This window comes from Stutzerimonas sp. R40042 (assembly GCF_026642215.1).
GTDB lineage: Bacteria > Pseudomonadota > Gammaproteobacteria > Pseudomonadales > Pseudomonadaceae > Stutzerimonas > Stutzerimonas frequens.
This window is the reverse complement of sequence record NZ_CP113258.1, coordinates 603,430-615,155: the sequence shown is the minus strand read 5'-3', so window position 1 is coordinate 615,155 and position 11,726 is coordinate 603,430. Positions and strand designations below refer to the sequence as shown.

Sequence of the window (11,726 nt, the reverse complement as noted above, 5' to 3'; positions counted from 1 at the left end):
GCCCTGCATGACCCTCAGCCGTGAAGCTGCCACCCAATTCGCCAAGGTACTGTCCGAGGCGCTGCCCTACATCCGCCGCTTCGTCGGCAAGACGCTGGTCATCAAGTACGGCGGCAACGCGATGGAGAGCGAGGAGCTGAAGACCGGCTTCGCCCGCGACATCGTGCTGATGAAGGCAGTAGGCATCAACCCGGTGGTGGTGCACGGCGGTGGTCCGCAGATCGGCGATCTGCTCAAGCGCCTGAACATCGAAAGCCACTTCATCGACGGCATGCGGGTCACCGACAGCCAGACCATGGATGTGGTGGAGATGGTCCTCGGCGGCCAGGTCAACAAGAGCATCGTCAGCCTGATCAACCAGCATGGCGGTAGCGCCATCGGCCTGACCGGGAAGGATGCCGGCCTGATCCGCGCCAAAAAGCTCAAGGCCACCCGCCAGACGCCGGAGATGACCAAGCCGGAAATCATCGACATCGGCCATGTCGGCGAGGTCACCGGGGTCAATGCCGAGCTGCTGGAGATGCTGGTGCAGGGCAACTTCATCCCGGTCATCGCGCCGATCGGCGTAGGCGAGCACGGCGAGTCGTACAACATCAACGCCGACCTGGTTGCCGGCAAGGTGGCCGAGGCGCTGAAGGCTGAGAAGCTGATGCTGCTGACCAACATCGCCGGCCTGATGGACAAGCAGGGCAACGTGCTGACCGGCCTGTCCACCGCCCAGGTCGACGCACTGATCGCCGATGGCACCATCTACGGCGGCATGCTGCCGAAGATCCGCTGTGCACTGGAGGCGGTGCAGGGGGGCGTCAACAGCGCCCACATCATCGACGGCCGGGTGCCCAATGCGGTGCTGCTGGAAATCTTCACCGACGTCGGCGTCGGCACGCTGATCACCAACAATCAGCACTGACATTCGCGTAGCGAAAAAAAGGGGAGCCGAGGCTCCCCTTTTTCATGCGCTCTCGAACTTCAGAGGTCGATACGGAACGACTCGAACATTGCTGGAATGCCGGGGAACATGCCAATACCCAACATCACCGCGCACAGCACGATGAACACGATCGACGGGATGACCCAGCGATGCAGGTGGCTCAGTGACTGACCGCGCTCCTTGTCACCGATCAGCCCGAGATTATCCAGCAGCACCGTCAGCGACCAGCCGAACACCGGATTGACCAGGGCCGAGGAGAAGATGACGATGGCCGCCGACTGTGAGGTCTTGCCCTCGCGGGTCATCTGCATGCCCGCCTCCAATAGTGGCAGGAACACCCCGACCATCAGCGCCACACTGAGCACCGGCGGCCAGATGGCCAGATCCATCGGATAGCCCCACAGCGCCGCGATGACGCAGAGCAGGCCTGTGAGCAGCGCACCCGCGGGGATCGGACGCTTGGCGATGGCCGCCGGGACCATGAAAGTGCCCCAGGATGAAGCCAGGTTACCGCCACCCAGGGAGGTGCCGACGATCTGCCGCGCCGCGGCGACGCACATGGTGTCGTCGATGTTCATCAGCACCTTCTTCGCCTTGGGCGGATAGTTGAGCTGTTGGAACACGCGATGCCCGAGGAAGTCCGGCGACCACATGGCCACCGCCAGCACGGCGAAGGGCGCGACGGCGATGAAATGGTGCAGATCCGGTAGACCGATCTGCCAGCCGGTAGTCTCACCCCACCAGTACATTGGATTTAGGTTGGGCACACCCGGCTCAGTGGTGAATTCGAACGGCGCGCCCAATGCCAAGGCGATCACCGCGGCCAACGCCGAACCCAGCGGAATCGCCAGCCAGCGCATGCGGATGTGTTCGAGATAGGCGTACATGACGATGGTGGCGAACACCACGACAAAGGCGATGTAGCCCATATCGAAGCTGTCGGCCCAGCCGAACAGCTTCTTGATCTGCGAGGTGATGCCGATGAAGCCCAGGTAGAGCAGCAGACCACCGCAGACACCGTCACTGGTCAGACGCGCCAGCAGACTGCCCCCCTTGAACACGCCGAGGGTAAAACCGAGCACACCGACCATGATCCCCAGCGCCATCGGATGCCCGCCCGAGGCAACGATCAGCGGGATCAGCGGAATCAGCGGCCCGTGAGTGCCAGCCAGGTTGGCGGTTGGGTTGAGGAACCCCGAGAACAGCACCACGAAGAGCAACGCAGCAATCAGCATCTCGTAACGCGCGTTCTCGATCACGAACTCGCTGGACAGCCCCATCGGCCCGGCAAAAGCCGCAACGACCGCCGCCACCATGACGATCTTGCCGATGGTGGCCGCCATGGCCGGCACCCAATCCTCGTACTCGAAGCGATAGTCGCGAAACGGCAGGTTTATGCCCCAGCGTTTCGGCGCCATGATCTCCAGTTCGTGTTCCAGATATTCAGCGCGAGTCGCGAAATTTCCCTTCGGCTTGTGGAGCTCCTGATAACTGCGTAGGTTCCTATCATTCATGCTAGTCAGCCATACCGAAAATTTTGCGCAACGGTACAGATTGACCTCAAACAACTCACCACGACCTTGAAACTATTGAGTTAGAGGGGTCCTTTATGATAATAAGCAAGCTACGCATCGGTAAGCGAAAGTAGCTAATAGCCATTGGCGCAGGCAGATCGCTTTCAGCTAGAACTTTCGGGATGGAGCGCGAGTCGACGCGCTTACGGGTTCTGCCCAAGCAGCTCGGCGATGCGCTGCCGATCCTGAGCGAAGTTGACCTCCGCCTCGGCACGCGTTTTCTCGAAACGCGCAAGATCGCGCAGCAGGCTCTGCTCTTCCTTCTCGAGGTTTTCTATCTGTGCCAGCAGGTTCTCCGGGACCTTGCGCCCCGCCCGCTCGTGGTTCGCCGCCTGCTTGCGTAGACTCGCGTGCTGACTGCGGATCGACTGCAGATTGCCCTGGGACAAGCCGATTACACTGTCGAGCTCAGCCAGTTTGCGCGCCTCGGCACGCTCCACATCCTCCACGCTCGCATAGAGCCGCAGCAGCTGCGCGTCGGACGCATCGCGCGCCTTCTTTGCCTGCAGCCGGGCGAACTCCTCCGCGCTCGGGGCTGGAGGCACTTCGCGAACTACGCGACCCTGCTCATTGAGCACCTGATAACCACGCGAGATATGCTGCGGCGGCACGCCATGGCGATCGAGCACGACCACACCCCGCTCATCGACGTAACGATATAGCTCGGCAGCCGGAAGCAATGCGGGAGACATGAACCCCAACAGAAGCATCGTTCGAGCGGCTACCAATCTATGCATGGCGGACTACCTATCCTGGGTCAGATTCCATACTGCTCGCGATAAGCCTGCACCGCAGGCAGGTACTGTTTCAGCTGAGCGTCGTCGGCCAGATATTCCAGCACCTGCTCCAGGGACACAATACTGATCACCGGCATTCGATAATCACGTTCCACTTCCTGAATCGCGGACAGCTGCCCCTGCCCTCTTTCCTGGCGATTCAGGGCGATGAGCACCCCTGCTGCCTCGGCGTTCTGCGCCTGGATGATCTGCATGACTTCACGGATGGCGGTGCCGGCGGTGATCACATCGTCAACGATCAGTACGCGCCCGGCCAACGGGGCGCCGACCAAGGTGCCGCCCTCGCCGTGATCCTTGGCTTCCTTGCGGTTGAAGCACCACGGCAGGTCACGCTGATGCTGCTCGGCCAAGGCGATGGCGGTCGCGGCGCCGAGTGGAATGCCTTTGTAAGCCGGACCGAAAATGACATCGAAATCCAGACCGCTCTGCATCACGGCCGAGGCATAGAAGCGTCCGAGCTGGGCGAGCGCACCGCCACTGTTGAACAAACCGGCATTGAAGAAGTAAGGGCTGGTACGTCCCGACTTGAGAGTGAACTCACCGAAACGCAGTACGCCGCGCTCGATGGCGAAGCGGATGAATTCGCGCTGGTACGCCTGCATGAAGAAATTTCCCGGAAAACCACTGTTTTAGCTAATTGCGAAGAGCTTGGGTTATCATACACGCACGTGTTTTTAGGGGCCATTTATGCGGATCATCAGCGTCAACGTGAATGGCATTCAAGCGGCGGCGCAGCGGGGATTGCTCAGCTGGCTGCAGGCGCAGAATGCCGATGTCATCTGCCTGCAGGATACCCGCGCCTCTGCCTTGGAACTCGACGACCCGGCCTATCAGCTGGACGGTTATTTCCTCTACGCCTGCGATGCCGAGATTCCGGAACAGGGCGGCGTGGCGCTTTATTCCAGATTGCAGCCAAAAGCAGTGATCACCGGACTGGGCTTCGAAACCGTGGACCGCTACGGCCGTTACCTGCAGGCCGACTTCGACAAGGTCAGCATTGCCAGCCTGCTGGTGCCGTCCGGTCAGGGTGGCGACGCCAATTTGAATCACAAGCTCAAGTTCATGGATGATTTTGCCCGCTATCTGGACAAGCAGCGCCGCAAGCGTCGTGAGTACATCTATTGCGGCTCGCTGTACGTCGCGCATCAGAAGATCGATGTGAAGAACTGGCGCGACTGCCAACAGGATCCGGGTTTCCTCGCGCCCGAACGTGCCTGGCTCGATGAAATCTTCGGCAACATGGGCTACGTCGACGCCTTGCGCGAAGTGAATCGCGAAGGCGATCTGTTCAGCTGGTGGCCGGACACGGAGCAAGCGGAGATGCTCAACCTCGGCTGGCGCTTTGACTATCAGATCCTGACCTCGGGCCTTCGCCGCTTCGTCCGCAGCGCACGCTTGCCACGTCAGCCACGCTTCTCCCAGCACGCACCGCTGATCGCCGATTACGACTGGACGCTCAGCCTGTAAGCTCGAGACTCGCAAGGGCGACCGGCGCGGAGATTGCCGATCGCCGCTCAGCGGTCAACCGAAGATCGAAGCCGGCCTATTTGACGAGTCGCCAGCAGAACGGATAACGGTAGGGCTTGCCCTCGTTGGCGCGGACGCCGGCGATCACCACCAGCACCAGCGCCACGACGCTCACCAGCACCATCAGCGGGAAGCCGATGAGGATCCAGGCCAGCACGCCGCAGATCATCATCGCAATGCTGAAGGTCAGTTGAAAATTCAACGCCTCCTTGCCCTGCTGGTCGACGTAGGGATCCATGTCCTTCTTCAACTGCCAGACGATCAGCGGGCCAAGCACGTTGCCGATCATCGGCGCCAGGAACCAGAAGAACGCCGAATAGTGACAGAACATTGCCCACTGGCGCGCTTCGCGACTGGGCAACGGCACGAGATCCTGATCGCTCATTCCGCGCTACCTCTTTCTCAGTCCGCCAGCGCCGCGCGCTGCAGGTCGAACAACTGGCGCATGCCATCGTGGGCCAGTGCGAGCATGGCATTGAGCTCATCGGCATGGAACGGCGCACCCTCGGCAGTACCCTGAACCTCGATGAAACCGCCGGCATCGGTCATCACCACATTCAGGTCGGTCTCGGCGGCAGAGTCTTCCAGGTAATCCAAATCCAGCACGGGCGCACCCTGGTAGATACCGACCGAAACGGCTGCGATCATCTGCTTGACCGGATCGCCACCCTTCAGACCACCACGCTTTTTCAGGACCTTCAGGGCGTCGATCAGCGCGACCATGCCGCCAGTGATCGAGGCTGTGCGCGTACCGCCATCGGCCTGAATCACGTCGCAGTCGATGAACAGTGTGTTCTCGCCCAGCTTGCTCATGTCCAGCGCGGCCCGCAGCGAGCGTCCGATCAGACGCTGGATTTCCAGCGTGCGTCCACCCTGCTTGCCCCGTGCGGCTTCGCGTTGGTTCCGCTCACCGGTCGAACGCGGCAGCATGCCGTACTCGGCAGTCAACCATCCCTGGCCCTGGCCCTTGAGGAAGCGCGGCACGCCGGCCTCGATGCTCGCCGTGCAGATCACCTTGGTATCGCCAAACTCGACCAGCACCGAGCCCTCTGCATGCTTGGTGTAGTTACGGGTGATGCGGATCGAGCGCAGCTGATCGGCGGCACGGCCACTGGGTCGCTTCATGGATAGGTCCTGCTAGATAAAGAATGTGAGCGGCATTATAGAGCCCCTGGCCGGGAAAGGGTCGCAACCGTCCGGCCGTCACTGCAGCGATGGCCGGTTTCCATTACAATCCTCCGCCTTTCGCAGTCCGCATCCGAGAGGTTATCCGATGGTCCACAGCATGACGGCCTTTGCCCGCAGCGAGCAGGCCGGCACCCATGGCACCCTCAGCTGGGAAATCCGCTCGGTCAATCACCGTTATCTGGAACCACACCTGCGCCTGCCTGAGGCGTTCCGCGATCTTGAAGGTCAGGTGCGCGATGCGCTGCGCAAGGGCCTCTCGCGCGGCAAAGTGGAGTGCACGCTGCGCTTCGCCGAGGAAAGCCAGCGCAGCAGCCTGCAGGTCGACCAGGAGCGCGCCAGCCAGTTGATCGCCGCCGCCGAAAGCGTTGCCGCCCTGATTCGCCAGCCCGCCGCCATCGATCCGCTGCGGGTGCTCGGCTGGCCGGGCGTGCTGGTCGCCGATGCGGCCGACCCGCAAGCACTCAACCAGAGCGCACTGGAGCTGTTCCACAAGGCTCTGGAGCAGCTCAAGGAAGGCCGTCGGCGCGAGGGCACGGAGCTCGCCAAGCTGCTCGAGGAGCGCCTGGACAGCATCCTCGCGGAAGTCGCCACGCTGCGTGAGCAAGTGCCGCAGATGCTCGCCGCCCAGCGCCAGAAGATCCTCGACCGTTTCAACGAGATGGCTGCCGAGCTGGATCCGCAACGCCTCGAGCAGGAGATGGTCCTGCTCGCACAGAAGAGTGACGTGGCCGAAGAACTCGACCGCCTGAGCACCCACGTCGGCGAAGTTCAGCGCGTGCTCAAGGCCGGTGGCGCCGCCGGGCGCCGCCTTGATTTCCTCATGCAGGAACTCAACCGCGAGGCCAACACCCTCGGTTCGAAAGCCTTCGACCCGCGCAGCACCCAGGCGGCGGTGAACCTCAAGGTTCTGATCGAGCAGATGCGCGAACAGGTGCAGAACATCGAATAACTCCAGCTGCCTAGCGGCTGGTCTACTTTTGTCCAACAGGCTTTCCAGGATCCCGTCATGTCCGCCACCACCGGTACGCTTTACATCGTGTCCGCGCCTTCCGGGGCCGGCAAGACCAGCCTGGTCAAGGCCCTGGTCGACGCACAACCGCAGGTGCGGGTGTCGGTTTCGCACACGACTCGCGCCATGCGCCCGGGCGAGGTCGACGGCGTGAACTACCACTTCGTCAGCCGCGAGGATTTTCTCGAGCGCCTGGAGCGCGACGAGTTCCTCGAACATGCCGAAGTGTTCGGCAACCTCTACGGCACCTCGCAGCGCTGGCTGGAGCAGACCCTGGCCGAGGGCTTCGACCTGATCCTGGAAATCGACTGGCAGGGCGCCCAGCAGGTGCGCCGGCTGATGCCGCAAGCCAAGTCGATCTTCATCCTCCCGCCGACCCAGGAAGCTCTGCGCCAGCGCCTCAACAACCGCGGCCAGGACAGCGACGAGATCATCGAGAAGCGCATGCGCGAAGCGGTCAGCGAGATGAGCCATTACGTCGAGTACGACTACCTGGTGATCAATGACGACTTCGCCCACGCGCTGGTCGACCTACAGTCGATCTTCCGCGCCAACCAGCTCAAGCAGCAATCCCAGCAGCAGCGTCACGCACGACTGCTCAGCGAGCTGCTGGCCTGAGAAACAGCGCTTCCATTAAGGCTGGTGATTTTTTAGACTAATCCGTCCGCTCGCCCATCCGGGCATGCTCTACCGTTACTGATCACGAGGAACACCATGGCCCGCGTTACCGTTGAAGACTGCCTGGACAACGTTGATAACCGCTTCGAGCTGGTCATGCTTGCCACCAAGCGCGCGCGTCAACTGGCAACCGGCGGCAAGGAGCCGAAAGTGGCCTGGGAGAACGACAAGCCGACCGTTGTCGCGCTACGCGAAATCGCTTCCGGCCTGGTCGATTACGATGTCATCGCACAGGACGAAATCGTTGATGACGAACCGCTCTTCACCCAGTACGAGGAAGAGCCGAACGAGGCCATCTGAATAAATGCCAGGTCGAAGTCGAGCCGATCACATCGCCCGCCGGCAAGGAGCACTACCTTGCCAGCCATAGACGCACTCGCGGATCGCCTGTCGACCTATCTCGGCCCGGACCAGGTCAACCTGGTTCGCCGAGCCTATTTCTATGCCGAGCAGGCCCACGACGGGCAGCGCCGGCGCAGCGGTGAAGCCTACGTCACCCACCCCCTCGCGGTAGCCAACATCCTCGCCGACATGCACATGGACCATCAGAGCCTGATGGCCGCGATGCTGCACGACGTCATCGAGGACACCGGCATTCCCAAGGAAGCCCTGGTCGCCCAGTTCGGCGAAACCGTGGCCGAGCTCGTCGATGGGGTCAGCAAGCTGACCCAGATGAACTTCGAGACGAAAGCCGAGGCCCAGGCCGAGAACTTCCAGAAGATGGCCATGGCCATGGCCCGCGACATCCGCGTGATCCTGGTCAAGCTCGCCGACCGTCTACACAACATGCGCACCCTGGAAGTGCTGGCCGGCGAAAAGCGTCGACGCATCGCCAAGGAAACCCTGGAAATCTACGCACCGATCGCCAATCGCCTCGGTATGCACACGATGCGCGTGGAGTTCGAGGATCTCGGCTTCAAGGCCATGCACCCGATGCGTTCGGAGCGCATCCGCGCCGCCGTACGCCGTGCCCGCGGCAACCGCAACGAGATCGTCGAGAAGATCGAACAGTCGTTGATCCACTGCCTCGAGCGCGAAGGCCTGGAAGGCGACGTACTGGGCCGCGAGAAGCACCTGTACAGCATCTACAAGAAGATGCGCGGCAAGCGGAAAGCCTTCCACGAGATCATGGATGTCTACGCCTTCCGCATCGTGGTGGACAAGGTCGATACCTGCTATCGCGTGCTCGGCGCCGTGCACAGCCTGTACAAGCCACTGCCGGGCCGTTTCAAGGACTACATCGCGATTCCCAAGGCCAACGGCTACCAGTCGCTGCACACCACCCTGTTCGGCATGCACGGCGTGCCCATCGAAATCCAGATCCGCACCCGCGAGATGGAAGAGATGGCCAACAACGGCATCGCCGCACACTGGCTGTACAAATCCCCCGAGGACGAGGTGCCCAAGGGTACCCATGCTCGCGCCCGTCAGTGGGTCAAGGGGGTACTGGAACTGCAGCAGCGTGCCGGCAACTCGCTGGAATTCATCGAGAGCGTGAAGATCGACCTGTTCCCCGACGAGGTCTACGTCTTCACCCCCAAGGGCCGCATCATGGAGATGCCCAAGGGTTCCACAGCCGTCGACTTCGCCTACGCGGTGCACACCGATGTCGGCAACACCTGCATCGCCTGCCGCGTCAACCGTCGCCTGGCACCGCTGTCGCAGCCGCTGGAAAGCGGCTCGACGGTGGAGATCGTCACCGCGCCGGGTGCACGGCCGAATCCCGCGTGGCTGAATTTCGTCGTCACCGGCAAGGCGCGCACGCACATTCGCCATGCGCTCAAGCTGCAGCGCCGCTCGGAGTCCATCAACCTCGGCGAGCGGCTGCTGAGCAAGGCCCTCAGCGGTTTCGAGACGAGCCTCGACAAGATCAGCCCCGAGCGTATCCAGCAGGTGCTTGCCGAGTATCAAATGGAATACGTCGAGGACCTGCTGGAAGACATCGGCCTGGGCAACCGCATGGCCTACGTCATCGCCCGCCGCCTGATTGCCCGGGACGACGAGCAGGCACCGGCCCTCGAAGGGCCGCTGGCGATCCGAGGTACCGAAGGGCTGGTACTCAACTACGCCAAGTGCTGCACGCCGATTCCCGGCGACCCAATCGTCGGTCACCTGTCGGCCGGCAAGGGCATGGTGGTGCACCTGGAAACCTGCCGGAACATCGCCGACGTCCGGCACAATCCGGACAAGTGCATCCAGCTGTCCTGGTCCAAGGACGTCACGGGCGAGTTCAACGTCGAGCTGCGCGTCGAGCTGGAGCACCAGCGCGGCCTGATCGCCCTGCTCGCCGGCAGCGTCAATGCCGCCGACGGCAACATCGAGAAGATCGGCATGGACGAGCGCGACGGCCGCATCAGCGTGGTCCAGCTGGTGGTCAGCGTGCATGACCGCGTGCATCTGGCCCGCGTGATCAAGAAACTGCGCACCATCAAGGGCGTGACGCGCATCACCCGCGTCAAGGCCTGACCTCCCCCGTCGACTCCGACCTGTCTGCATCACGCCGCGGCTGGCCGCTGCCGGCGTCAGCCATTATGCTGGCTACCCGTTGCCCAATTCGCAGAGGAGTTTCCATGAGCAAGACCGTGATCAACACCGACAAGGCCCCGGCCGCCATCGGCACCTACTCCCAGGCCATCAGAACCGGCAACACCGTCTACCTGTCCGGACAGATCCCGCTGGATCCCAAGACCATGGAGCTGGTGGAGGGTTTCGAGGCGCAGGCCGTGCAGGTGTTCGAGAACCTCAAGGCCGTCGCCGAGGCCGCAGGCGGCTCGCTGAAGGACATCGTCAAGCTCAACATCTTCCTCACCGACCTCGGCAATTTCGCCACCGTCAACGAGGTGATGAGCCGTTACTGCCAGCAGCCGTACCCGGCGCGCGCAGCCATCGGCGTCGCCGCGCTGCCGAAAGGCGCGCAGGTCGAAATGGACGCGATCCTGGTCATCGACTGATCCGCTGCAGCCGGCGCGGCCCTGTGCCGCGCCGCTGCTCATCAGCGCACCAGCACCTCGACCCGCCGATTGCGCGGCTCGGCGGTGGCATCCGGTGTCACAACCAGCAGATTCCCCTCGCCGTGGGACTTAACCCGCAACTCCATGGCCTCCAGCCCCCGCGCGCTCAGTAGTTCGGCGACAGCCTGGGCGCGGCGCAGGCCGACCTGCTCGTTCGTGGCCCGATGCCCCAGCGTATCGGTATGGCCGATCACCGTGACCACCGGGTAATCGCGGCGCAGCGCCGCCTGCAATACCTCGTCCACGACCTGCATGGCGGCACCGTCCAGCCCCGAGGCTCCTGACTGAATGACGAAACGCTCCGGCAGGGCCGGCTGCGCGGACAAGGCTTCGCCGAAATCACGGCCGCGGCGCATGTCGCTGACCACAAACGCTGGACCAGTCCCGGCAATCGTCATGCCCTGGCCCGGCGCCTCGAGCAGGCGCTGCCCCTCGTCACCCAGCACCACACCACCCGGCACCCCGTCGGCCAGCATGACGTACGAGTGCTGCGCGCAACCAGCAAGCGTCAGCAGCGCCATGAGCAGAGCGTGCCGCTTCATTCGTTCACCTTCATCAGCAGCTGGCCTCCATGCACCCGTACAAGCCCCTGTGGGGTATCGATGGCCACCGCGTCGGGATCGAGCCGCGCCATGTCGCCGGCAATCAGATTCAGCGATCCCCGAGCGAGCATGGCACGCAGTTGGAGGTCGCCAGCGGCTGGAGCGAAGCGGAACTCATCAAGCGTGAATTCGCTATGCGGGCCGAACGACAACACGCTGCCATCGTCGAGGATCACACCAAGCCTACCCGTGGCGCCGGTACTCAATGCCACCCCGGGCACGATCGCCTGACCGACCTTGGCCGCGTTGGTATAGCCGCGGCTGCTGACATACGCAGGACCTTCCACCCGCGCCACATGCCCGACCGGTTCGGGCAGCTTTTCGGCAAAGGCAGGCGCAATCAAGGCTGCAGCGGCCAGATAGAGGGCACGCTGCATGTTGTTGAAGCAAATCATCGAATTCTCGAATC

At 62.7% G+C, this 11,726-nt stretch carries 14 protein-coding genes; 7 read left to right on the top strand and 7 right to left on the bottom strand.

Going from position 1 to position 11,726, the window contains the following annotated elements:
- The first annotated feature begins 7 nt into the window (after nucleotides 1-7).
- Complete coding sequence (argB, locus tag OUY36_RS02760) at nucleotides 8-910, top strand: acetylglutamate kinase (RefSeq protein ID WP_110778251.1); 903 nt, start codon at nucleotides 8-10, stop codon at nucleotides 908-910.
- A 59-nt stretch (nucleotides 911-969) separates the two neighbouring features.
- Here the strand turns inward: argB and OUY36_RS02755 are convergent, their stop codons facing one another.
- From OUY36_RS02755 to pyrE, 3 genes are all read right to left on the bottom strand, one after another.
- Nucleotides 970-2,445, bottom strand: a complete 1,476-nt coding sequence (locus tag OUY36_RS02755; protein WP_110778252.1) for a DUF3360 family protein — start codon at nucleotides 2,443-2,445, stop codon at nucleotides 970-972.
- Nucleotides 2,446-2,648: 203 nt separating this feature from the next.
- Nucleotides 2,649-3,215 (bottom strand): DUF4124 domain-containing protein, encoded by a 567-nt coding sequence (locus OUY36_RS02750; protein ID WP_102839524.1) that lies wholly within the window; start codon nucleotides 3,213-3,215, stop codon nucleotides 2,649-2,651.
- A 47-nt stretch (nucleotides 3,216-3,262) separates the two neighbouring features.
- Complete coding sequence (gene pyrE, locus OUY36_RS02745) at nucleotides 3,263-3,904, bottom strand: orotate phosphoribosyltransferase (protein ID WP_063539548.1); 642 nt, start codon at nucleotides 3,902-3,904, stop codon at nucleotides 3,263-3,265.
- 85 nt (nucleotides 3,905-3,989) lie between these two features.
- On the opposite strand from pyrE, the gene OUY36_RS02740 reads away from it, so the two are divergent.
- Nucleotides 3,990-4,769 carry an exodeoxyribonuclease III gene (locus OUY36_RS02740; protein WP_102839522.1) on the top strand — a complete coding sequence of 260 codons (780 nt, stop codon included), beginning with the start codon at nucleotides 3,990-3,992 and terminating at the stop codon, nucleotides 4,767-4,769.
- Nucleotides 4,770-4,845: 76 nt separating this feature from the next.
- On the opposite strand, the gene OUY36_RS02735 is transcribed toward OUY36_RS02740, so the two are convergent.
- Together OUY36_RS02735 and rph are read right to left on the bottom strand one after the other, a co-directional pair.
- Nucleotides 4,846-5,214 carry a DUF4870 domain-containing protein gene (locus tag OUY36_RS02735; RefSeq protein WP_267936678.1) on the bottom strand — a complete coding sequence of 123 codons (369 nt, stop codon included), beginning with the start codon at nucleotides 5,212-5,214 and terminating at the stop codon, nucleotides 4,846-4,848.
- A gap of 17 nt (nucleotides 5,215-5,231) precedes the next feature.
- Complete coding sequence (gene rph / locus OUY36_RS02730) at nucleotides 5,232-5,954, bottom strand: ribonuclease PH (protein WP_063539545.1); 723 nt, start codon at nucleotides 5,952-5,954, stop codon at nucleotides 5,232-5,234.
- A gap of 148 nt (nucleotides 5,955-6,102) precedes the next feature.
- Here rph and OUY36_RS02725 point away from each other — a divergent pair, with 148 nt between their 5' ends.
- The 5 genes from OUY36_RS02725 to OUY36_RS02705 all read left to right on the top strand — a co-directional run bounded on the left by OUY36_RS02725 (nucleotide 6,103) and on the right by OUY36_RS02705 (nucleotide 10,655).
- Nucleotides 6,103-6,966: a YicC/YloC family endoribonuclease gene (locus OUY36_RS02725; protein WP_267936676.1), complete on the top strand. Its 864-nt coding sequence runs from the start codon at nucleotides 6,103-6,105 to the stop codon at nucleotides 6,964-6,966.
- A 57-nt stretch (nucleotides 6,967-7,023) separates the two neighbouring features.
- Nucleotides 7,024-7,644 (top strand): guanylate kinase, encoded by a 621-nt coding sequence (gene gmk / locus OUY36_RS02720; protein WP_063539543.1) that lies wholly within the window; start codon nucleotides 7,024-7,026, stop codon nucleotides 7,642-7,644.
- A gap of 96 nt (nucleotides 7,645-7,740) precedes the next feature.
- Nucleotides 7,741-8,004, top strand: a complete 264-nt coding sequence (gene rpoZ, locus OUY36_RS02715) for a DNA-directed RNA polymerase subunit omega (protein WP_003295433.1) — start codon at nucleotides 7,741-7,743, stop codon at nucleotides 8,002-8,004.
- Nucleotides 8,005-8,061: 57 nt separating this feature from the next.
- Nucleotides 8,062-10,170: a bifunctional GTP diphosphokinase/guanosine-3',5'-bis pyrophosphate 3'-pyrophosphohydrolase gene (spoT, locus tag OUY36_RS02710; RefSeq protein ID WP_267936673.1), complete on the top strand. Its 2,109-nt coding sequence runs from the start codon at nucleotides 8,062-8,064 to the stop codon at nucleotides 10,168-10,170.
- Nucleotides 10,171-10,274: 104 nt separating this feature from the next.
- Nucleotides 10,275-10,655 carry a RidA family protein gene (locus OUY36_RS02705; protein WP_267936670.1) on the top strand — a complete coding sequence of 127 codons (381 nt, stop codon included), beginning with the start codon at nucleotides 10,275-10,277 and terminating at the stop codon, nucleotides 10,653-10,655.
- Between the two features lie 41 nt (nucleotides 10,656-10,696).
- On the opposite strand, the gene OUY36_RS02700 is transcribed toward OUY36_RS02705, so the two are convergent.
- Nucleotides 10,697-11,257, bottom strand: a complete 561-nt coding sequence (locus OUY36_RS02700; RefSeq protein ID WP_267936668.1) for an OmpA family protein — start codon at nucleotides 11,255-11,257, stop codon at nucleotides 10,697-10,699.
- On the bottom strand, nucleotides 11,254-11,712 hold the full coding sequence (locus OUY36_RS02695) for a FecR domain-containing protein (RefSeq protein WP_063539539.1): 459 nt from the start codon (nucleotides 11,710-11,712) through the stop codon (nucleotides 11,254-11,256). Before OUY36_RS02695 ends, OUY36_RS02700 begins: the two co-directional genes overlap by 4 nt.
- Nucleotides 11,713-11,726 lie beyond the last annotated feature (14 nt).